The sequence below is a fragment of the Nostoc sp. ChiVER01 genome (assembly GCF_034531155.1).
GTDB lineage: Bacteria > Cyanobacteriota > Cyanobacteriia > Cyanobacteriales > Nostocaceae > Nostoc.
This window is the reverse complement of the sequence record NZ_JAVRBS010000020.1, coordinates 68,343-91,557: the sequence shown is the minus strand read 5'-3', so window position 1 is coordinate 91,557 and position 23,215 is coordinate 68,343. Positions and strand designations below refer to the sequence as shown.

Annotated in this window: 19 protein-coding genes; 5 read left to right on the top strand and 14 right to left on the bottom strand. The window is 42.3% G+C overall.

Annotation, left to right across the window (positions count from 1 at the left end; translation table 11 throughout):
* Positions 1-103: 103 nt before the first annotated feature.
* Positions 104-1,567, top strand: a complete 1,464-nt coding sequence (locus tag RMY00_RS23790) for a calcium-binding protein (RefSeq protein ID WP_322649899.1) — start codon at positions 104-106, stop codon at positions 1,565-1,567.
* A gap of 247 nt (positions 1,568-1,814) precedes the next feature.
* Here the strand turns inward: RMY00_RS23790 and RMY00_RS23785 are convergent, their stop codons facing one another.
* From RMY00_RS23785 to RMY00_RS23760, 6 genes are all read right to left on the bottom strand, one after another.
* On the bottom strand, positions 1,815-2,501 hold the full coding sequence (locus tag RMY00_RS23785) for a PHP domain-containing protein (RefSeq protein WP_322649898.1): 687 nt from the start codon (positions 2,499-2,501) through the stop codon (positions 1,815-1,817).
* A 463-nt stretch (positions 2,502-2,964) separates the two neighbouring features.
* On the bottom strand, positions 2,965-4,101 hold the full coding sequence (locus RMY00_RS23780; protein WP_322649897.1) for an AIR synthase related protein: 1,137 nt from the start codon (positions 4,099-4,101) through the stop codon (positions 2,965-2,967).
* An 87-nt stretch (positions 4,102-4,188) separates the two neighbouring features.
* Complete coding sequence (locus RMY00_RS23775; protein WP_322649896.1) at positions 4,189-4,395, bottom strand: hypothetical protein; 207 nt, start codon at positions 4,393-4,395, stop codon at positions 4,189-4,191.
* 138 nt (positions 4,396-4,533) lie between these two features.
* Complete coding sequence (locus RMY00_RS23770) at positions 4,534-5,136, bottom strand: superoxide dismutase (RefSeq protein WP_322649895.1); 603 nt, start codon at positions 5,134-5,136, stop codon at positions 4,534-4,536.
* Positions 5,137-5,952: 816 nt separating this feature from the next.
* Positions 5,953-7,557: a bifunctional pantoate--beta-alanine ligase/(d)CMP kinase gene (locus RMY00_RS23765; protein ID WP_322649894.1), complete on the bottom strand. Its 1,605-nt coding sequence runs from the start codon at positions 7,555-7,557 to the stop codon at positions 5,953-5,955.
* 164 nt (positions 7,558-7,721) lie between these two features.
* Positions 7,722-8,828, bottom strand: a complete 1,107-nt coding sequence (locus RMY00_RS23760) for a septal ring lytic transglycosylase RlpA family protein (protein ID WP_322649893.1) — start codon at positions 8,826-8,828, stop codon at positions 7,722-7,724.
* 888 nt (positions 8,829-9,716) lie between these two features.
* Between RMY00_RS23760 and glsA the strand changes: the two genes are divergently transcribed.
* On the top strand, positions 9,717-10,700 hold the full coding sequence (gene glsA, locus RMY00_RS23755) for a glutaminase A (protein ID WP_322649956.1): 984 nt from the start codon (positions 9,717-9,719) through the stop codon (positions 10,698-10,700).
* Between the two features lie 63 nt (positions 10,701-10,763).
* On the opposite strand, the gene RMY00_RS23750 is transcribed toward glsA, so the two are convergent.
* On the bottom strand, positions 10,764-11,567 hold the full coding sequence (locus tag RMY00_RS23750; RefSeq protein WP_322649892.1) for a nucleotidyltransferase domain-containing protein: 804 nt from the start codon (positions 11,565-11,567) through the stop codon (positions 10,764-10,766).
* 268 nt (positions 11,568-11,835) lie between these two features.
* Here RMY00_RS23750 and RMY00_RS23745 point away from each other — a divergent pair, with 268 nt between their 5' ends.
* Both RMY00_RS23745 and RMY00_RS23740 read left to right on the top strand, forming a co-directional pair.
* On the top strand, positions 11,836-12,153 hold the full coding sequence (locus tag RMY00_RS23745) for a hypothetical protein (RefSeq protein WP_322649891.1): 318 nt from the start codon (positions 11,836-11,838) through the stop codon (positions 12,151-12,153).
* Between the two features lie 129 nt (positions 12,154-12,282).
* Entirely contained in the window at positions 12,283-15,759 is a 3,477-nt protein-coding gene (locus RMY00_RS23740; protein ID WP_322649890.1) for a PAS domain S-box protein, read from the top strand.
* A gap of 3 nt (positions 15,760-15,762) precedes the next feature.
* Here the strand turns inward: RMY00_RS23740 and RMY00_RS23735 are convergent, their stop codons facing one another.
* The 7 genes from RMY00_RS23735 to RMY00_RS23705 all read right to left on the bottom strand — a co-directional run bounded on the left by RMY00_RS23735 (position 15,763) and on the right by RMY00_RS23705 (position 22,291).
* The gene (locus RMY00_RS23735; protein ID WP_322649889.1) at positions 15,763-16,578 is read right to left on the bottom strand and encodes a DUF1838 domain-containing protein; all 816 of its coding nucleotides are present in this window, start codon (positions 16,576-16,578) and stop codon (positions 15,763-15,765) included.
* Positions 16,579-16,668: 90 nt separating this feature from the next.
* Positions 16,669-17,361: a phosphoribosylanthranilate isomerase gene (locus RMY00_RS23730; RefSeq protein ID WP_322649888.1), complete on the bottom strand. Its 693-nt coding sequence runs from the start codon at positions 17,359-17,361 to the stop codon at positions 16,669-16,671.
* Between the two features lie 44 nt (positions 17,362-17,405).
* Complete coding sequence (locus tag RMY00_RS23725; protein ID WP_322649887.1) at positions 17,406-18,587, bottom strand: AbrB family transcriptional regulator; 1,182 nt, start codon at positions 18,585-18,587, stop codon at positions 17,406-17,408.
* A gap of 275 nt (positions 18,588-18,862) precedes the next feature.
* Positions 18,863-19,201, bottom strand: a complete 339-nt coding sequence (locus RMY00_RS23720; RefSeq protein WP_322649886.1) for a hypothetical protein — start codon at positions 19,199-19,201, stop codon at positions 18,863-18,865.
* Between the two features lie 246 nt (positions 19,202-19,447).
* Positions 19,448-20,806 carry a Rieske 2Fe-2S domain-containing protein gene (locus RMY00_RS23715; RefSeq protein WP_322649885.1) on the bottom strand — a complete coding sequence of 453 codons (1,359 nt, stop codon included), beginning with the start codon at positions 20,804-20,806 and terminating at the stop codon, positions 19,448-19,450.
* A 612-nt stretch (positions 20,807-21,418) separates the two neighbouring features.
* Positions 21,419-21,784 carry a Lin0512 family protein gene (locus RMY00_RS23710; protein WP_322649884.1) on the bottom strand — a complete coding sequence of 122 codons (366 nt, stop codon included), beginning with the start codon at positions 21,782-21,784 and terminating at the stop codon, positions 21,419-21,421.
* Positions 21,785-21,922: 138 nt separating this feature from the next.
* Complete coding sequence (locus RMY00_RS23705) at positions 21,923-22,291, bottom strand: Crp/Fnr family transcriptional regulator (RefSeq protein ID WP_322649883.1); 369 nt, start codon at positions 22,289-22,291, stop codon at positions 21,923-21,925.
* Between the two features lie 360 nt (positions 22,292-22,651).
* Here RMY00_RS23705 and RMY00_RS23700 point away from each other — a divergent pair, with 360 nt between their 5' ends.
* Complete coding sequence (locus tag RMY00_RS23700) at positions 22,652-23,032, top strand: endonuclease domain-containing protein (protein ID WP_322649882.1); 381 nt, start codon at positions 22,652-22,654, stop codon at positions 23,030-23,032.
* The last annotated feature ends 183 nt before the right edge of the window (positions 23,033-23,215 follow it).

Sequence of the window (23,215 nt, the reverse complement as noted above, 5' to 3'; positions counted from 1 at the left end):
TGCCCACGCTATAAGATTAGATAATTTATTTTTTGGAAATCCTTAATGACATCTTAACTGAAGATAAATTCACACCAAACGTTTAATCAGGAGAGAAAGTTTTATGGCTGATACTATACTATTTCAAGGTAACAGGTACATTGCGGATACTACTTTTCTTGCCGAATTCTTTGGGGCGCAAACTTCCACCAATTTTGAAGTACTCGAGAGCAGTGGCGTTCTGCGAACTAGTTTTGTAGGTGTCAATTTCACCTATGGTTCAAACGGATTCTTTAATTCTGGAACCATCACTTCTCAATTTTCCTTCGGAAGTAACGGTCAAATCACAGGACAGGACACAAATCTAAATATTGATGTTGCGACAAGAAATAGCCTTTTATCTGTCGGCACGTCAGGATACGAGTATCGTCAATATGTTTATCGAGGTAATGACAGTATCCTCGGATCTGCTGAGGATGATAGCTTTGAAGGCTCCAAGGGGAACGACACCTTCAATGGTGGGGCGGGTATTGATGTCTTAAGTTTCCAAAAATTTAGTGAGGGAGTAATTGTTAATCTCTCAACAGGGCAAGCAATTACTTCTTTTGGCACATCGGTTATTTCCAACATCGAAGATATCGAGGGGTCAGCATTCGGCGATATACTGACTGGGAACTCTGGAAATAACCAGATCCAAGGGTTTGGCGGCGCTGATAGAATTGATGGCGGTGCAGGATTTGATACTGCTGTCTATTTCGATGCTAGCTCAGGAGTCGGTGTTGATTTGTCCTCTGGAGTTGTTGTTGGTGGTAGTGGTAATGATACTTTAGTTTCCATTGAGCGGGTGTTGGGATCTCGTTTTAGTGACGTGCTGATTGGTTCTAATGCCAATGAATCTTTCTTAGGGGGATTTGGTGATGATTCTATCGATGGTGGGGGTGGCATTGATACCGTTGAGTACGGTTTTGTCGGTTCTAGGGTTATCGTAAATCTTGCTTCTGGATTCGCTATTGGTGGTGCAGGAACTGACTCTATTTTCAACGTTGAAAACGTAAAAGGCTCGATTTTTGATGATATCCTCTTCGGTAACTCTGGAGCCAATGTTCTTAATGGCGACAATGGAAATGATGGTTTGAATGGTGGTGCTGGTGCTGATACTTTAACTGGCGGACAAGGCGCAGATTTATTTGGCTTCCAGTTTGGACAATCAACAGTATCAGCAACCGATCGCATTACAGATTTCACCATTGGCACAGATGCAATTGGTTTATTCAGTTCAGACGGCTCAACCGTGATTACACCTAGCAGTTTTACCCGTGCTGCCGATAACACTGCTACCATTTTACTAAATTTAGCCAATCAGGTATTTACTGATGCGAATGGAGCCGTAGCTGGAAATCAAGCTTTAGGCGTGAATGGTGCAGCCTTAGTCAGAGTAACAAGTGGAGCGATCGCTGGAACTTACCTGGCTATAAATAATAGCACTGCTGGTTTTCAGGCGAATAGTGATTTGTTAGTCAATTTAACAGGAATAACCGGTACTTTACCTGCGTTGGGAAATATTACAGTGAGCAGTTTCTTTGCTTAGTTAGCATGATGATTTTCAAACTAACCTGCCGAATGTAGGTTAACAAATTCCGTGGGTTTAAGTTGCATAGCTTCTATCAAGCGGCAAGTTTTGTGGTGGGGTTAAAATCCCCATTGCAAAACAAAATTTACGAATTACGAATTACGAATTACGAATTATTTAATATCAGGCTTGATTATTGAAAATCCAAAATAGAATAACCTCCTGGCAGATTTAACCAGGAGAGTTCAAAAAAATTGATTCATCTTTACAAGCGTTGTAGCAGGCTCAAACCGTGGGTATCAGTACCACAAGTATTGAAAAGAAAGTATTTATCAGCCAACTTTTGTACTTGTTCTGATTCGACTACGCTGGGTTTCCAGGGGTTAGGATTATTGTAGGCGTAGAAAGTTTCCACACCATCAATGCCCTTTTCAGACGCAGCTGGAATTAAGTCAAAAAGCGATCGCTTGTAACGAGCCGGATGAGCCAAAACTGCCAATCCCCCAGCTTCATGAATAGCAGCAATCACGTTACTTGCCTGATATTCTAGCCCTGTAGTCGGCCTTCTTTGGAGATAAGGCTTTATACTAGGGTGTTCTGGTGTAAAAGCGTAAGCCAAAATGTGAACTTCTATATCCAAAAGGCTGGCATTAATTTCTACACCACTCCACAGGTAGGGAGTGCTTGCACCAGGATTATTCCACTTCCAGTCTTCTAACCAAGCAACTGCCGCTTGATAGCCCATAATACCATGATGATCGGTGATGGCTAACCCTTTTAACCCAATAGCGATCGCCTGTTCCATCAATACACTTGGCTGCAACCTACCATCAGAGTAGACGGTGTGCATGTGAAAGTTGAATAACCTTGGACAACTTTGTGCATCAATGTTTTGGAAGACTTGCTTCAAAAGTTCTGTGGAAGCAGTAGTTCGGGCCAAATTTACAACCATAACCCCCTCTGAACAAAAATATATCTTTTTAACACACTAAAACGGCACATCTAGAGATGAGAAAGACTCAGCACTCTAAATTAGTGTTCGCTGCTACTTTCTCAGCCTTCTCAGCAAATTTTTCAATATGTTAAGACTACGTTAGCAAATCTTAACCTCAGTAGTCATGGGTAGTTTGGACTACTTTAAATATGAGTAGTAAAAAATATTGCATAGAGATTCATACAAATATGTTTATAGCATCTATGCTACAAGACTTACCGTTAAAGATTTAAGAGAGTAATTTTCTTTGATAAGCCTGCAATTCAACTATATATTACGTGTAATAAAATATAATTTTTCCCAGTAATTACACTACTGTAGAGAACTAGTAATGATTTTAGCGTAGGCATAGCCCGCCGCAGGCATTGGATGAGTCAGCCTAAAATAACATTCAAGAAAAGTAGCGATCTTTCCTGAATCACTATACTCCTCGCGCAATTCCAAAAGAATCTCCCTTTAAGGTGACTCCAAGCGGTTCTATTACCACCTCGCGGCTATGAGATGCTTCAACCCTTCCGGCAATCACAGCCGTAAGCTTATGTTCTCTTGCGAGGATGACGATTCTCTCTGCATCCTGCTTTGACTCAGTATAGAATGCAAATCCTGCACCGTAATTGAAAACAGAAAGCATCGTCGTTGCCCCACCCTCAAGATGACCCTCGACAAACGTAAATATCTCTGGCACTGGGAGCATTGTTTCAATAACATACCGGAGCGGCTTCACTGAGCGCATCAGCTTTTGCCATCCATGTCCAGTGATATTCTCCATCGCGGTAGGACGAATCCCCTCACCAAGCACCGCTTGCACAAGTGGCGTATAAAGATACGAAGCGGCATTCATCGCTTCCCAGAACTCCTGCCCACTCGGAAGTTTTGTTCTGTAGCCATCAGGGAGCGACTCGGCAAGCTTTCGCAGTGGGGTAAAGCCGTTCTCATGGGGCCCCGAACTCTCGACCAGAACAATGGTATTTCCGGCATCCAGACGCGAACTATCAATGGGAGCGACACCAGTCGGCATGACTCCAAAAACCGAGCCTGCAATGTCGAGCCGACCTGGAATCATCTTCGTTTTTAATTGAGGAGTTTCCCCTGAGAGGTAGACACACCCCACTTGTTTACATCCCTCAACCACTCCATCAAGAAATCCATCAAGGAACGTGGGAGTAAAGATAGTTTCAGGAGTACTCGACGGCAGATATAAACCGAGAAGTATAGTCTGCATACCTGATGTTGCGGCATCATTCGTAAGACACGAGATGATCTTGATACCGATATTCCACCAAAATCGGCGAAGTTCTTCTTCGGAAAGATCGTCAGGTCGAGTATCGTCTGCTGTACCCAGTCCTTCCGGGACAAGTGTCATCGAAAGTTCTCTAGCCCCCGCCTCTAGAAATGGAGCGAGATTGAAGCTGAAAGCGTTAGCACTTGCTCCAAGACCCGATGCGGGCACAATACCATAGGCACTTGCAAAGCCAAGGGTGCGTTTTGCGGCATCAATGAAGCGTCGTTTTGCGGCATCGAGAGTATCGTAATCGACTTGATCGAGAGCTTGAGCCATCAGGTTGCGTTTTAATTTAGGAGTAGAGACGCAATTAATCACGTCTGTGCAGGAGTTAAAAGTCAGAAAAATTTATAACTCCTAACTTTAAAATACCTCATCTTCAATACCACGCCACCATTCCCCCAAATTCATCATGTCTTGGTAAATATCCTTTAATTCTTTGTTGTAAACATCGTCTGTAAGGGTGGCTCGGCGCTCTTGTAATTTCTTAAGGCGCAGTTGTACCAATAGCCAAGGTTTAGTAATGCTATTAGTTGCTTCTATGTATTGCGCTAGTTCTTTGCTATCCATAATGTTTTATATTTTAATTTTCATGCCAGTACTTTTATTCAAGCTACTGCCCGTCCCACCACTTAATAACAGAAAAGGGAGAAATTCTTTTTAATTTCTCCCTTTTCTTAGTGGAACCAGTTTAAAACTGACAGCTAATTAAGCTTTGGCCAAGTTTTCAGCAGCAAAGTCCCAATTGACCAAGTTATCTAGGAAATTCTTGATGAACGCCGGACGGGCGTTTCTAAAGTCAATGTAGTAGGCGTGTTCCCAAACATCTAAGGTTAGGAGTGCTTTCTTACCATGAGCTAGAGGGTTTTCTGCATTTGGTGTTTTGATCACCTTCAGCGTACCACCATCATCAATGAGCCAAGACCAGCCACTGCCAAATTGGGTTGCAGCTGCGTTTGAGAACTCTTCTTTGAATTTGTCAAAGCTACCAAAATCTTTATCGATTCTGGCTGCGAGATCGCCAGTGGGTGCGCCGCCACCTGCTGGTTTCAAGGAATTCCAAAAGAAGGTGTGGTTCCAAACTTGGGCAGCGTTGTTGAAGATTCCTGATTTCGAGGAGTCATTGAAGGAAGTTTTGATCACCTCTTCCAGAGACTTATTAGCAAGTTCTGTACCTTCAGTGAGCTTGTTGAGGTTGTCTACATAAGCTTTGTGATGCTTGCCATAGTGATACTCAAAAGTTTCAGCTTTCATGCCATAAGGCTCTAAAGCATTAATATCGAAGGGTAATGGGTCTTGTACAAATGCCATCGTGTCAAATCCTCTCTTTACCGGTTTCCAGTTTTAAGCTATTACAGAAGCTTAGGAAATTAACAGCTTTTATTTTTAAGGTTTTATGTCTTTAATGATGAAACATAAAACTTAACATCGTCATTTTACTACCAAAGTGAAGATAAAAACAAAGTACTTGTCTAATAAGTAAAATAAGTCAAATCACTAGGAAATAATGACTATAAATAAAAATGGCTAATATTTCCTAGTTAAAAGCTAATAAGTAATTAAGTAGATTGGCATAATTAAACGTAAAATGCCATCCAGTAAAATCAGCTTACTGAGTAGGTTTTTTCTTATAGAGGTGGTGCCGTCTTCTCTAGGAGACGCTAGGCAAAGGGGTTTCCCCAAATGGAACGACTGCCGTCTTTTTGTCTTCAGCCTAAACTGCCTTTTACCTAGCATTTAACAATTAAAGCTTTCAGGCTTCTATCTGTGGCAGGATTAATTGTGATGTGAAAAATCAGTCGAAAGCGTGATGATTTAGTAGTTAAAAAAAAGCTAGTGTCTATAATACCAGACTAAAATTTTAAAATTATTTATTTTGTATCTAGACTGTTTCTAGTAAATACAGTTTTGAGGATGGTAAGTGGATAATCACTCACCCACCACCCTTTTGAACTGAAAAACTAAGAGCAAATAAGCTGTTACGCAAATAAACAATGCACATCCACTAGTGAGGTTGTTCTTTATCATTTGTCCAAGTCCAATTGGTAAACACTTTTGACTAGTGACTAATGACGGTATACACGGGAAATAGTGCAATATGTAGGCGCGTTAGCTTAGTGATGATTACTACTGAGATAAACGCTGCTGGTAGTAGTTCACAATTTTTGCCGTGACTTCAGAAATATTTAGACCATCGGTTTGAACTTCAACTGCATCTGCTGCTTTTTGCAAAGGAGAAACTTTGCGTGTACTATCTTTCCAATCGCGTTCAGCAATGTCCCGCTCCAGTTGCTCTAAACTGATTTCAGGTTGACCCTGTTTGTTAAAGTCTTCCTGGCGGCGACGGGCGCGTTCACTCACAGAAGCGGTTAAGAAGATTTTCACTTCGGCATCGGGGAATACATGAGTGCCGATGTCTCGACCTTCGGCAACTAAACCGCCTTTCTTTCCCCAGTTTTGCTGCTGTTTAACCAGTGCTTGACGGACATAGCTTTGTGCAGCGATCGCAGATACTTGAGATGTAACCTCAATCGTGCGAATTGCCTGGGTAACATCAATACCGTCAATCCAAACCTGCACCGACGATTGTAAATCCTGGGTAGGGGTAAGTTCAATTTTACACTGGCTAGTTAATTCTGCGATCGCACACTCATCATCAATGGCAATCCCCTTTTGCAGAACTAACCAAGTCACAGCCCGGTACATCGCTCCTGTATCTAAATACACTAGATTTAGATTTGCTGCGACTTGACGCGCCACTGTGGATTTTCCAGCCCCGGCTGGGCCATCAATGGCGATAATGGGTTGACGATCGCGCAATATAATATTGTCAATCAAACGTGTAGACCCAAGACGAGCTGCGATCGCCAACATTCCTTCCTCCTGAACTTTTTCTAAAGACATTAACGTAGTCGGTTCAACCAATTCAATATATTCCACTAAAATCGTATTGACTATTGCCACTTCTTGCTGTACCAATGCTATCAACCTGTTACTATTGCGATCGCCTGCAATGAAAGCAGCTTCAGCGCGTTGCAAGCCGCGATATAATGCCGCCGCTTGCTCTTTTGCCGTTGCAGTCAAATATTGATTACGAGAACTGAAGGCAAGACCCGAAGCTTCCCGCACTGTTGGACAACCAACAATTTCTACTGGCAAATTTAAGTCAGCTACTAAGCGTTTAATAATTGCCAGTTGCTGACCATCCTTTTGACCAAAGTAGGCACGGTCAGGCTGTACCAAGTTGAAAAGTTTGGTCACAATCGTAGCGACACCCTGAAAGTGACCTTGCCGAGAACGACCACACAAGCCTGTTATCATAGCAGATGGGGGGATAACTTGTGTAACCTTTGATTCTTGTATACTCTTCTGGGGAACTGCCATTTCTTCCGGAGTTGGCGCAAAAATTGCATCTACCCCAGCTTGTTCGCAAAATTGTTGGTCTTGCTCTAAAGTGCGAGGATAGCGTTGATAATCCTCATTGGGAGCAAATTGCAGGGGATTGACGAAAATACTTACAATTACCGTAGAATTTTCTTGCCGCGCCCGTTGAATTAAGTTTAAATGACCTTGATGCAAATTTCCCATCGTTGGCACCAGACCGACTGCCGTCTTATACCAGCTAGTCATCTCATCTAGTTTTAGATCCTCAGTAACCGCAATTAGCTTGTTTTCTGAGCAGCGTTTAGTTAAATAGCAGCGTAAAGCTGCGACTGTTGTCAGCAGGCGCACAAAAATACCCCTAGTTCTTATCGATCCCTCCCCCGTTAGTTTATATCTGAAAGAGAGGGAAGAGATGATTGAACTAGGGGAATTGTTATGGAGGGTAGGGAGTGGGGAGTGGGGAATGGGGAGTAAGTAATTAATTTTCTTTCCTATTCCCTATTCCCTATTCCCTATTCCCTACTCCCCAAAACTTCAATATGCACTGGTGCTACACCACTGCCCATCATTCCCAAGACCCGAGCTGCGCCAGCAGACAGGTCTATGACTCGACCCCGAATGAATGGGCCTCGGTCATTAATCCGCACCACTACAGAACGACCGTTGCGGGTGTTGGTTACCCGGACTTTTGTACCAAAAGGTAAGCTGCGATGAGCGGCAGTCATTCCTTCTGGGTTGAATCTCTGTCCGCTAGCAGTACGATTACCAGAACCGTCATAGCCGTAATAAGAAGCCATACCTCTCAAGGTGGCTCGCACTATTCCAACTGCCTCTTGAGGCAGCTTTTGTATTGATGCTGGCAGACGCACTGGTGGTAAATTAGCAATCTCTTTTAAGGGAGATGCATTGCCTAGAAGCCTCCGCAGGCGATTGGTTGCTTGCAATGCATCTTGCGCTAGATTATTGGTGGTATCTGCTAGTCGCGTACCTTCGTTGATTTCGACCAATTCCTCGCCATTAACTTTGATTACATAATCGCCATTTGGTTGGACTGGGGCGCTTTTGTTTTGCGCTTGATTGTCAGTCGATTTTTCCCCTGCTTTCCAACTTACGGTAATCTTACTCCCGTCCACATTTTCCCGATTCAACTGGTTGATTTTTGCTGCTATTACACCAGCGATCTGAACCGGGTCATTGTCAGCGGAGCTAATCTGGTTACTTACATCTGTTAAGCTGCCAGTATCCAGTTCCTTTGATGAATTGCTAGCAATAAGGGCGTACTTTTGTACGCCCCCAGAATTTCCAATTGCACCAACTTTTTTAGTTTCAGGATTCGTATTTGATACAGAACTCAAAAAGGTGAGAACAGGTATATTTCGGATAAAAAGGGTTGCCGCCTTACGTCCTCCAACGTTGTGAGGATGAATTTCTGTAATCACAGCATCCAAGGTTTGTTTCCCTGCTGTGGATTGATATTCTCCCACCTTCACCACATCAGGGGCGGGTGAGTTTTGGGAAGCTAGCGCATTTCCCTTGGTGGTTTGAGTGCAACCAACTGAGGGTATGCCCAAAGCAGCCATAGACAGGGCAACAATAATCCACAAATGTCTTTGATTCATGCGTCCGTTTTTTAAAGCGACTGTAGAATTTAAGTTTTATAATTCGCGGGATTCTTCACTTTGTAACAGTGACTTCACCTATTGAAAAACTCGAACTCGTTCCGTTTCCACTTTGTTGTTTATAACTGCAACAGACTAGCACGAACCTTTTGGCTTGGGGATCAGGGTTTTAGCGTAATTCTTGGCAACTTTCTCAATTTAAATTCCAATTTTCAGGGCGAAACCTTTCTCAAATGCGGACTTTGGCTATGTAACGCTTTTTTTGACAAGTCCAAAAATTATTAAAAAAACTTTACGCTTATTGCACGCTAAAGCGACGATACCCTATTCACATCTGTTCTAAAGGCTCGTAGCTATCCGTGTATTTTATGTTACATTTGTTTGGACTATTTCCAACTAGAAGCTAATATAACTTTAATTGAATGGCATCGGCATAAATACTCAAAATAACTTATTTCACAAAATCTTTAGATTTTTCTACGAATAAGCCATGATACGAGTTACATCTTAAATAATTATGTAAATTAATTTGGGTTTAATATCTTTTTTCAAAGTTTTTTCCACTTAAATTAATCATGACTTTTACTTCACATGACTAGGCTAAAAATAGTGATATATGTAACTTGACACTCCAGTAATACTGAGTATAAAAAAAAGTAAGATACTCAATTTAATATTTTTCAGGATGAATGATAAAAAAATTAATAAATCTTTGTGATCGCTTGTAGATTAAAATTTTAAGGTATCATAAAGCACAATAGACTTTTTTTGACCTAAGTACTTGCTCAAATATGCTTTATTAAAGCAAGAAAATCTTTGCGGCTGTAGGGATGTACAGCTGTACCCCTACTATATATAGTGAGTATTTTGGGGAATGATATCAGCGTGATCGCAAACCAAACATATCAAGGAGATTTAGAAATAAATCCATCGCCATTATTGGCTGTTCTTAAGGATTTGCATTCCGAGTACAAGTTACTGGGGGAGGGCGCAGTAGCGAAATACATTCCAGAACTGGCAAAGGTAAACCCGGACTTGTTCAGCATTTGCATTGTGACAGTAGATGGTCAGGTTTACAAGGTTGGAGACTACGACCAACTCTTTACCATTCAGTCAATTTCCAAGGTATTTGCTTATGGACTTGCCTTAGAAGATCATGGACAGGATTACGTTTTGACTAGAGTTGGCGTGGAACCGACGGGGGATGCATTTAACGCGATTGTTTTGGATGAGCAATCGAAGCGGCCTTATAATCCAATGGTAAATGCAGGTGCGATCGCAACCACCAGCTTAATTAAAGGTTCCGGCCCCACTGAACGCCTCAACCGAATACTGGATATGTTTCGGCGATATATTGGGCGTGACGTGTTCGTTGACATTTCAGTTTTTACCTCAGAACGCAGTACAGGACATCGCAACCGGGCAATGGCGCATCTTATGCTCAACTTTGGCATGATTGACCGGAACATTGAAGAGGCACTGGATCTTTATTTCCAGCAGTGTGCTGTGATCGTGAATTGCCAGGACTTAGCAGTGATGGCAGCTACCCTTGCTAACAAAGGTATTAATCCCATCACCAAAGAATCGGCAGTAGATAAGCGTTACATCAAAGATATTCTTAGTGTTATGTACACCTGTGGTATGTACAACTTTGCAGGTGAGTGGGCTTATAAAATTGGGATTCCGGCGAAAAGCGGTGTTACTGGCGGGATCATCGCCGTTGTACCCAATAAGATGGGCATTGGAGTTTTTTCGCCTCTGTTGGATATGCGTGGTAACAGTGTGCGAGGGGTAAAGGTGTGTGAAGAACTTTCCCAACGGTTGGGTTTACATTTATTTGATTGTTCAGGCCAAGAGGCGAAATTTAGTTGAAGGAAGCAAAGGGGCAGAAGAGGTTCTATATTTGTTGGAGATTAACCGTGAGTTTTATTATCGCTATTTGAATTTATCTATTACTGATTGTAGATATTTTGTAGAGGCAGCTTCGGCTTGAGAGTGGATAGTCAAGTCTGGTATTGTTAATTTAGAGCGGAGTTGGCAGTAAAAACGAATGGTGTGTTGAAGCGATCGCCCAATTTCCTCTTGATCATGTTTAGCGGGAATAGTTTGACGAAAATCATTCAAATAAAACGGAATTTCTGTTTCCAGATTTCTTACACCGCGTGGAAGCAGGCCAGCTTGCACCTTGGCTAATGGCGCTAGAACTTGCCCACGCAGAAAAGAAAGAAAATCAATAACTTCAAAGAGTTCACCTCTTCCTAATTTAGTTGCAGCATAGTGTACCCACACCCAGAAGCGGTCTTCAATCCACTGTGGGTCAAAAGGTGGATAATTCCGTGGATTATCTGAAACAGCTAAGGTTAGTAGATTTCCCTGCTCCCATAGAATAATAGGATTTTCTATGCGGTCTGTTTGAAAATCTTGTAAAAGCAAAAACTTTAAATCGACGTGTACAAGAGGACTGTCATAGAGACAGATTAATAATCGGGGTTCGCCAACGTGTTCGCCGGTAAAAGCTGCTAGCAGTTTTCCTAATTTGCTAGCTAAAAGCTGACGCTCTTTTAAAACTTGCTGATAATGAACATCATCTACAACAATAATGAGATCCAGGTCGGAATACTCATCCATTTTTCTGCTCAAATAAGAACCACCGATCGCTACACCCAGTAAACGGTTATCCGTCTGCAATTTTGCTAAAATCTGTTCTAAAAGCTCTCGTTGTGGTTCGGGAACAGGCATACATCTCCAATTTTTGAAATTTCAATAGCGATGCCTACGGTGGTCACTGAGCTTACCGAAGTGCTGGCTACGTCTACACAACAGTCTGAAGGATTAGTTTAAACGCCAACTTCATCCATCTTGAGCTAGTTAGCTAAGTTTTCAACAGCATATAAAATGTTATTTGAACATTAAATTTTTATACTAGTAAGTTTTTCACTAACTGTTATAGATAAGCGAGATAGCTTCTATTTTATAGTTTTTTAAGGCAATAGCCGAGATTAAGATTATGCATGAAATTTCAAAGCAGACTATAGAGGCAGCACAGAAACATGCTCAAAAATCAATCGAGCATAGTCAAGAAGTGCAAGAATTGGCTAAGAGTTTACAAACAGATGACCAAATCGAGCCGGAACAAAAAGAACGTATCGAAGGCTTTGGAGAAACCATGCAAGAACACGCGCAGAAATTTCAAGAATTGGCGCACAGGCTAATAGAAGATCCTTCAACAGATATATTTGCAGAAGCAGTAAAGGAGCATATAAAGGTAAATCAAGCCCATATCGAAGCAATTAAAGAATTTCAAAAGATAGAGCCGCCAGCTTAAATGAGATATTGATTAAATATTAAATTCATTTGCTTTTAACTGGGTGTATTATTGAGCTTGTTATAAGTCTAATAACTACTTGAGTCTTTTCATTTCAGTTAAACACAATCGATTTGTCTATATATAGTGATGTGTTTATCCCCAAACGATACTCCGGCAGTCACAGAAGCGGATGTCTTGATTACAGAGGCACTGGCTAGCCGTCCAGCAAGACAGCCAGATTTAGCGGCTGAAAACCGAGCGCTCCACATCCTCGGTCAACAACTCATCAACGATCCGCAATCCACACTCAAAACCCTGGTTGAGATGGCCATCGATTTATGTCGAGCCGATACTGTTGGAATCAGTTTACTGGAAACAGATCCTAATGGTGAATCTAGATTTCACTGGGTAGCGATCGCAGGCGCATTAAAATTTTTAGAACAAACCACCACCCCAAGTAATTTTAGTCCCTGTAGCACCACACTTCAATCTGGGCAGCCGCAACTGTATGCCTATCCTGAACGTTATTTCACCTATCTGCACCATCCGCAGTTTCCTATTGTTGAGGCATTGCTAATTCCGCTAAGTGTAAACAATCAACCATTAGGCACTCTTTGGATTGTGTCACACCATGAGGCGCGACAGTTAGATGCTGAAGATCATCGGCTGATGACGAGTTTGGCAGGTTTTACTGCCTCTGCTCTACAAAGCATCCATCGGGCACATCAGGCAGCTGTTGAAGCTGTACGCCACGAGCAAGGGACTCGTGCAGCACTCCATCACAGCCAAATGCAGTTCGAGGCACTAGTTGCGAACGTGCCAGGTATGGTTTACTGCTACTTGCCTTGCACAGATGGCCCTCATCGATTTACCTTTGTAAATTCTGGCTCCCGTGAACTGTTGGAATTGGAGCCAGAAACAATTCTTCAAGATGCTAATTCCTTTGTAAAATTAATTTATTCAGAGGATTTGGCGTCATTTGAAACGTCCGTTGCTCAAGCTGTTGAGAACCTCTTACCCTGGTGTTGGGAAGGGCGGATCGTTACACCATCGGGTAAACTCAAATGGGTTCAGGGTAGTTCCCGCGCTGTGCAAACGGCAGAAGGATACGTGTGGGATGGGTTACTGATTGACGTTACAAATCACAAACGAGCAGAAGGGGCGTTGCGCCAAAGTGAAGAGTTCAATCGGCAGATCCTTGACAGTAGCGACGACTGCATCAAAGTATTGGATTTGTCAGGGCTAATCGTCTATATGAGTCCAGGCGGACAGGCGGCGCTCAACATCAGTGATGTTAGACCGTTCCTCAACTCTTCATGGGTCGAGTTCTGGCAAGGAGCCGATAGACAAGCCGCACTGAATGCAATCGATCTTGCAAAATCAGGCATAATCAGCACTTTTCAAGGCTATCTTACAACTCAAACAGGTGAACCGAAGTGGTGGGATAATAAAGTTAGTCCGATTAAAGGAGTCGATGGGCAAGTCGAACGGTTGTTATGCATCTCTCGTGATATCACCGCTCGCAGACAAGCCGAAGCAGCGTTGCGCGAATCCGAAGAGCGTCTGCGCCGGGCGATCACCATCGAAACGGTTGGTGTCATTTTCTTCAAAACTAACGGTAGTATCACCGAAACCAACGATGCTTTCCTGCAAATGAGCGGCTACAGCCGTGAGGATATTGAGCAAGGATTGATGCGGTGGGACGAAATGACACCACCAGAGTGGATGCCGCACTCCCTCAGAGCAATCGAAGAGTTTAAAGCAACTGGCAGCACTACTCCCTACGAAAAGCAATACATCCGCAAGGACGGCTCACGCTGGTGGGCATTGTTCTCTGCCAAGCGTCTTAATGAAGAAGATGGCGTAGAATTTATAATTGACATCACTAATCGTAAACAAGCCCAAGCCGAGCGCGAACAACTCCTGGCCCGCGAACAACACTATGCCAACCAATTGCAGGGATTGACAACAGCAGCGCTGGCAATTAATTCTGCCCTGTCGGTTGAAGAAGTGCTACAAGTAATTACCGAGCAGGCAGCATCGATTATTGCTGCCCACCAGTCCGTCACCAGCATGACCATTAACCAAAATTGGTCACAGGCAATTAACGCCGTTCACCTATCGGATAAGTATGCCCAGTGGCGAGACTACGAGCAACAGCCAAATGGGTCTGGAATTTACGCTTTTGTATGTCACCTGAATCACTCAATGCGGATGACACAAGCCGAACTTGAAAATCATCCCCGTTGGCGAGGCTTTGGCAACGAGGTAAAAAACCACCCTCCGATACGGGGCTGGCTTGCAGCACCTTTAATAGGACGAGACGGAAATAATATCGGGTTGATTCAGCTTTCAGACAAATATGAAGGTGATTTCACCGAAGCAGACGAAGCCATACTGGTGCAGTTAGCGCAAATGGCATCGATCGCAGTTGAAAATGCCCGATTATATGAAGCAGAACAGCAAGCACGGTTAGCAGCAGAAGCATCACGGGAAGAAGCCGAAGCTGCAAACCGGGTTAAAGACGAGTTTTTGGCGGTGCTGTCACACGAGTTGCGATCGCCTCTCAATCCAATTCTCGGTTGGTCTAATCTACTTCAGAGCCATAAGCTTGATGAAGCCAAGACAACGCAAGCTCTAGCAGCTATTCAACGCAATGCCAAATTGCAATCAGAATTGATTGAGGATCTTTTGGATGTTTCCCGCATTCTCCGGGGCAAACTCAGCCTGAATGTTGCTTCAGTCGATCTTGCTGCAACGATTCAAGCGGGGATGGAAACCGTGCGACTAGCAGCCCAAGCTAAGTCAATTTCAGTGCAGACAGTCCTCGAACCCAACGTTGGTAAAGTTTTGGGTGATTCAACTCGTTTGCAACAAGTGATTTGGAATCTGCTCTCAAACGCGATTAAGTTCACGCCTGAAGGCGGACAGGTAAATATTTGTTTAGAGCAACTTGGCTCTGTTGCCCAAATTACCGTCAGCGATACAGGCAAAGGTATTCATCCTGATTTTCTTCCCTACGTGTTTGATTATTTTCGCCAAGCAGATGGTACTACTACAAGAAAGTTCGGTGGATTGGGATTAGGGTTGGCGATCGCCCGTCACTTAGTCGAACTGCATGGTGGCACAGTTGAGGCAGAAAGTCCAGGTATTGGGCAAGGAGCAACCTTTACAATCCGGCTACCGCTAATGTCTACTCAGCCAGCAACAAATCAAGACAGTAAGCTACTTCCTCCTTTTTTAGATTTAACTGGTATTAATGTTTTAGTGGTGGATGATGATACCGACACACGGGAATTGACTGCTTTTGTGCTAGAGCAGTATGGGGCAATTGTTACAGCCGTGTCTTCAGCTACCGAGGCATTCTTGGTTCTTACCCAGTCCAAGCCTGATGTGCTACTTAGTGATATTGGGATGCCCGATGTAGACGGTTATATGTTGATACAGTATGTCAGAAGCTTGTTTGCCCAAGGCGATCAGATAAAAGCGATCGCCCTGACAGCCTACGCCGGGGAGATGAATCAGCAACAGGCACTAAAAGCAGGTTTTCACAAGCATATCTCTAAGCCAATAGAGCCAATGATGTTAGTGCAAGCAATCTCTAGCCTGGTTCGGTCTACTTAACGGTCAAAATTCTTCTGCTTGGGGAAGCGGGAAAGTTTCACCAGCCAAGTAAGCTTGAAAGTGCTTTTGGAAGTATAACCAGGAAGTCATATCTTCCCCATCTATCAATGCTTTTGGGGCTTTTTTATATAGAGGAATACGGTTATTAATTTCGTCTTGCAACAGTGAAGGCAGTTCTGCTAAACCATTGACTTTGCTGCCAACAGCACTGTAGATAAGTTGACCGGGGCGATCGCCCATTTTCATCCAAGGAAGCCATTGACCAATCCGATCCCAACTCAGTTTAAGTTGAGAAACTGAGGAGAGGGCTGTGTTGAATAAATCTGCCGTTGGTACTGTTAATTTAAACAATTCCGCCGCATGATAAATTGGATTTGGGCTGTATTCGGCAAATTTGGGGTCGTCTGCTAAGGGATTGGGGTAATAGGGAAATATATCAAAAACAAAGGTTGTACTTTCATCATCTACTTGTGCGGGGAAATTTCCCTTAAACTTGCCCTGCACCGGATTATTAGCAACGTGGATTACTGGAACTGTCTCACCTGTCCAAGGATTCTCCCATTTGCTTAAGACTTCATCTGTTTGTGGATTAAGGTAGTAAGTTAATTCTCTAGAAGTAAAATCCCAGCTACCCTCATCTGTGAGAATACATCTGCTAACACTCAATCCCAGCATCTTAAACAGGAGTTGTTTTTTCTCACCGGGGATAAAGGCGTAAATTTTACCTTTCCAAATCAGGAAAGTAGATTCGTTAGGGTCGAGAGAAGAACGAGTTTTAACCCAGTGCTGTGCTTCAAGTTCTTGGATTTGGGCAACCATCTAAAGCATCCTTAGTATTTTGATAACAAAAGAATAAGCTAATTTAGTCATTAGTCATTTGTCATTCTTTCCCAATACCCCATGCCCAGTTTAATTAAATTCTGGTGAAAGCTCTTCTGTGCAATATTTCAATTGTTCGAAGAAAAGCTTGAGCTTGTTCTCATCTAATTTGCCATTGCTGCGAACGGCGCTACACAAATCTAGTCCGAAAGGAGCAACTTGTTTGACTGCGATTGCAACATTCTCAGATTTCAGTCCTCCAGCTAAGAAAATTGGTACGTTTACTTGCTCACGGATTTGGGCGCTCAAGTTCCAGTCGTGTAAGCGTCCTGTACCGCCTAACTCTTTAATCAGCAGTGATTGATTGCCAGAGTCCAGTAGAATTGCATCTACGTAGGGCGCTACGTTGATTGTTTCGTCTATGGATTTTTCTGTAATTACGTGAATGACTTGAACAATGGAGATTCCAGGTAAGGCATCTCGGATATCTTGATAGCTTCCTGATTCTAAGCGATCGCAGATTTGCACAGTATTTGTCCGACAGCGTTTTACCTGCTGAATAATCTCTTGAGCATCTTGGCTTGAAGTAAGTAAAAAAGTGGCGATTGGGGGTGGTACACAAGCAGCAATTTTCGCAATTAATTCCTCAGAGATAACACCGGGGCCACTTGGCATTTGAGAAACCAAACCGAGGGCAGATGCGCCGCAACGAATAGCAATCCACGCTTCTTCTATGCTGCTGATACAGCAAATTTTGACTCTTGGGTTTGCTGTTTTTTCCATTTTTTACTAACTCCGAAAGCGCCAATCCCCAATCCCTTTATCAATTAAACTGGTTCAGAAAGTTGCTCATCTAAACGGCGAAACAAAAACAGCCAAAGCGGTAGAGAACTATTAATTGCAATTAGTCGCACTAAATGGCCTGTTGTGACAATTTCAACATTATGATTCAATGCTAGAGAAACTAGGATCATTTCTGCCGATCCTCCTGGTGCTGTGACTAAAAGACAGGTTAACCAGTCCCAAGAGGTTAATTGCATTGCCAGTATAGCAGCGATCGCTCCCGCTATTAGGGTCATTCCCACAGACATTAAGGCATAAACGACAGTCCGCTTTCTAAAGTTGGGTTTGTCTCCCCAATATTCACCAATAGTAATTCCTAAGAGCATTTGACCCAATAGGTTAATTATTGGTGGCGGACTAAAGCTAATATCACCTACAAAAGGTAGCCAATGTAGCAAAGGATTAAACCCGATACCAATCAACAATGCACTAAAGAAATCGCCAGCCGGAATTTTAAATAATATAGCTGGATAAACTACTAATCCAGTAATTAGCAGTACTAACAAGAGTAATTCTAGTTGAAATGGATCAAAATTGAGCCAAGTAGGGTTAATTGGGAGTGTTTGGGGAAAGTAATTACCAGTTGATGTCTTTGCAATGAAGGGAATTAGAATAACTACTGAGGTGACGCGAATCGCTTGAACTAAGGCAACCAAACTAACATTTTTGTTGTAATCGGCGGCGATCGCTGCCATAATTCCTACACCACCAGGAACTGTAGCCAGCATTGCTGTTAACAGGTTGGTTTTGCTAAGGCGCGAGTAAATATAACCAATACAGGTTCCACTCAGCAGCAGGAACAAGGTAAGAAAAATAAATATAGGAATACCAGAAGCAACACTAGCTAAATTCCCATGAGCATTGGAAGCACCAACAGTTAAGCCTACAAGTGCCATTCCCACTTTTCTCGCAGTGCGGTTAGGTTGGGGAGAATATTGATAAAAAATTCGACATCCTTGAAGAACCACTGTACCAGCAGCAATCCCACCAAATATCCAGGCAACTCTACCAATTTGGAACTTTGCCAGAAGTAAACCTAGAGGTAATGCCAGAAGCATTTCCAAAACAAGGACAATTAATTGCTTCGTAAGCTGTTGTTTACTAACAACGGGATTTTCATGAGTGTGTTCTTGCAGGTTAGGAGCAACACTTAGGCTTTGATTCATCTATAATGGGCTTTTTTATTAATTTAACTTATGTACTTAAGCTAGAGCGATCGCATAAAACAACTAGTACAGCGCGGCGTAAATAAACCACCTATTCCAAATCAATAAAACTCTTACGCTGTATTCATTTTGACTTTTGACTTTTGCCTTGCGGTACTAGGTCTAAACTTAGCGCGTGTTGCATTCAAATAAAAATGCCTATAGAGAGAGGATAGGGGCACAATGATCGTTGTACCCCTACAAATAATTTATATTCCTTTCAATGATTCAGCCGTTTAATCTTCGTCAAGGGCTGGGAAAGCTTCTTCAAGCTGCCATAACCTATCTTTATTTTCAACGAACCAAATACGAGTTTCTGGAGTTAATTTACTCCAAATGTCTTCAACAGGGATGTGTGGAGATGCATATTGGTACTGCTGACCAAGTGATTTAAGATTTTCTGCCACATCACCCGGAATTCCGAATTGTTCCCAATTAACTGTTATGTGTCTTCCCGAAACTCCGGCTGTGGGGTCAAAAATCAATTGTGCTGACCTGATTAAATCAGCAAAGTGTTTCGGTTTTAGTTTGGTGATCTCCTGAATTTGGAGTGATTCGTTATGCTCTTGAGACATTATCGCCGCAGTGGTAAAGATTAATGATTCAGTTGAACTTACTGCCAGAGATTTTTATCCCAATATTTTTACTTTAGCGCAGAGCCACTAACTTGAGCATAACTTAACCACACAAAGAATTTGAGCAAATTGTTTAAGGTAAACAAACTTTTGATACCATGTCTAAGCTAGTGCAAAAAGGTTTGTAGTAGGCACTTTAGTCCATAGAGAATCAGGACTAAAGTCCTTACTACGAACTTCTCGATTTTAATGACGAGTGTAGGAACGCTCAAAGTGAGTTTTGAGTGTTTGAGCCATAACAGACATTACAACTGCTGCTAAAGAAAGCGATATTGCGGCAACTTTAATTCTAGAATCATCTGCAAGTATCGCTACAGCAGCTAGAGCGATCGCTATCCCTATACAACTTTGCTTAACCCTATTTGTAACTTGATAAGCTCGATTACAGGAGCTACAAATAAGTGTGTGGCGTGAGAATCTATCTAACAAAATTGCCTTTGTATTCAACTCACTATTATCAAAATTTTTCCATGTGGAATAGCCTTGATAAAAAGGCAAAGATGACCCAAATTTATCTAGCCATTTGCGGTACTCAACTACTAATGTGTCAGATGTTTTTAAAGGTAAATATACTTCTTTGAGACTTGTTTTTAAGCGCTCAATTTCTGACTGTTGCCCCACGATAAGAGGTAAATCTTGCTCTAATATTTTGTTGGTATTTAAGTGATCTAGCCAACGTGGTCTTAGCTTGACTCCCCAAGTCATGAAATTACGATAACCTCTAGCTAAAAGACGACATCGCCCTTTACCTAAAGGAACCGCATATAAAGCTAGTCCAAATGTCCAGCCTCGGTCTTCAATATAAGCATTGTTCAGCACAAGATTTGGAGCAACAAAATCAATATACTTCCAAGCTTCATTTGATTTATTAATTCCCCGCCACCTACCTCGAACACCCTGAACTGAACTCTCTAGCACTTCCATTTCTAGCGGTTGGGCCTTTTTGCGATTACCACCCCCTCTAGTACCATGATGGCTAATAGCAACATGAGCCGGATCGGTAACGTTCTCTATTAGATATGTTTGGTCATAAGGCAGATCCAATATAAAGTCTGAACACACAAATCCTGGCTTATCTAAATCCGGCAAAATTGGGATATTTTCATCAACAGCAGCTTCTTTTTCACCAGCCCAGACCCAAATCATGCCTTGACGTTCCACAACCTTAAAAGATGGTACGCAAGCATTAGCTGGAATTTTTGCATCTGCTGATAATTGGGGAATGTGCAAACATTGACCATCATTGCCAAACTGCCAACCGTGATATAAACACTCTATTTTACCGTCAATAATTTGTCCTTCAGAAAGTTTGGCTGCACGGTGAGGGCAACGATCTGTTAAACAGATAAACTGTCCATCTTTGTTTTTGAATAAGACCAAAGGTTCATCGTACAAGGAAAAGCTATGAGGACGGTCGGTAGGTAAGTCTTGTACAAAAGTGACGGGATACCAGTATTGCCTCCAGTTAAATTCTTGCTTCTCCTCAAGCGTCTCAAAGGTAGAAGTTGGTGGTGTCGCCTGTAGTGGCTCTGTTTCTAATGACATAGTTTTTTCCAGGTTTCTATAATTTTAGACCTTTGGATTAGCAAATCTTTAGTCCTAGAGATAGAACATTTCTAGGGTGAAACTTTAAAAATTAACAAGAAGAAACCAAACTGGGGTTTGAGTAAGTCAAAGCTCATTTTGCTTACGAAAAAAACCAAAATGAGAAAGCAAACTGGAGTTTGAGTAAGTAAAAGCTGCTTTTGCTTGCGGAAAACACTGAAATGAGAAAGCAAACACAGCTTTTGAGTAAGTCAAAGTTCATTTTGCTTGCGGAAAACACCAAAATGAGAAAGCAAACACAGCTTTTGATTAAGTAAAAGCTGCTTTTGCTTGCGGAAAACACTAATAATGAGAAAGCAAACTGGGGTTTAAGTAAGTCAAACCTCATTTTGAGAAAGCAATTTAAGTATTTTAATAAATTAAATAGGTATTTTTATAAAGCAATAAGGCTTTTTGATAAAGTAATCAGCAAATATACTTAACGATTAAAAATCACGCCTGTACAAATGGAATCTTACTGGAAAACTGCTGTATATAACTTAATTTTCAAGGATCGCGCGATTTCTCTATAACTTTCAATTTAGTAATTTGTTTATAGAGGAATTACCTTAGCTACTCATCTTCGATCAGAACTGTAACAGCAGCGATCGCAATCAACATTTCGTCATTTTTATCATTGAGTTCGGGAATCGCTCGCCCTTGAACTACCATCCCCCCAGATTCTACGGTAAGGGTTTTCCGACCAAATGGGAGTACAGCGAGTACTTCTTCTTCCCTAACTTGTTCGGGGTATGGAACTGCTACCTGAACCTCTATAATCATTTCATTGGGGTGACTCAAACCTGCGACTTCCCAAACACCAGGTAAAGCATTATGAGCGATCGCATTTCGTACTGCTCTAGATGCTGCTACTGTCGGTTCTTGTCCATGCTGATCTATTCCCATCCCCATCTCGATAATCAACCGTTTACGTACCATTACTATCTCCGGTAAATTCTGCACCTTTCAACTAACAAAAGCAGAGGGCTATAGGCTCACTTGCAATACTGCATCTTTTAGAGTCCTGCAATGATAACCAGACATACTCATTGCATCCCCCTGCCCCTGCCTCTTACCTCACAGCATACGCTGCACCCGACTTAGACGCTCTGAGTAACTTTTCATCACCTGTAGGGCAAACATGGGTGTTTCTTGAACGGCAAAGAGAAACCTTTTCTCATCAACAGAAGCAAGTTTGGTATCCACTTTGGCAATAGCCGTGTAAGTTCTATTTTTTACTCCTACAAGTACCCCAGCACCAAAAATTTCGCCCGTGTCAATGGTTTCTACAACCTTGCCATTGACTAATATATCTACCTCTCCTTCCAGAATCCCATACATGCGATCGCCAGACTGTCCTTCTTCAAATATGACTTCGCCTGCTGAAAATGCTTGAGGGTCGGGTTGTTTTTGAAAGATACTGACTGTTATTACAGGACTTAGCATTTAGAGCAACCCCAAAATTATTGGTTTTTAGACGAAACTTTTAGATAGCTTTACGCGAACCCACAAAAGTATACTACTTTCTGTTGATTAACTCTCAACCACCGCAAAATTTCTGATTATCTCCTAATCGCCTAGAAACCTCTAAGAAGGTTTTACTAGGTAAAACCGTTTTTTTCTGAGTCGGAGCTACGGTGTATACACAAGTCTGAAATAGCTGATTAATCAAGGTTTTACCCCACCCTAACCCTCCCCTTATAAAGGGGAGGGGACACTGATTTTCTATTTCCCCCCTTTATAAGGGGGGATTAAGGGGGGTAATCCTGGGAATAATAAGCACAGTCCAGGAATATGAAAACGCTGATGACAAAGCTGTATAACCAAACCTCAGAAAAGCAAAAACGGCAAACTCTCAGAAACAATATGCCCCCATGTGAAAAAATAGTTTGGGCAAAACTTAGAAATCAACAAATTGAAAGCTGTAAATTTCGCAGACAATACAGTATTGATAGATTTGTAGTGGATTTTTATTCTTCGGAGTTGAGACTTGCCATAGAAATTGATGGTGATAGTCACTATCAAGATGGAGTTGCAGAATATGACCGCGATCGCCAAGCATTTTTGGAATCAAAAGGTACGAGTTTTTTGAGATTTACGAATCAAGAAGTTTATCAAGATATTGATGGTGTGGTGGAGAAGATTAGGGAAGTTATTTGTCGGTTGAGAGAAGTTACCCCACCCTAACCCTCCCCTTATAAAGCTACGGTGTACACATAAGTTATCCAATCACTACCAGTCCTCGAATTACCCCACCCTAACCCTCCCCTTATAAAGGGGAGGGAACTAGATAGATTTCTTTTTCCCCCCTTTCCAAGGGGGGATTAAGGGGGGTAATTAATCATGTCTACGACGGGCTATGACGCTCGC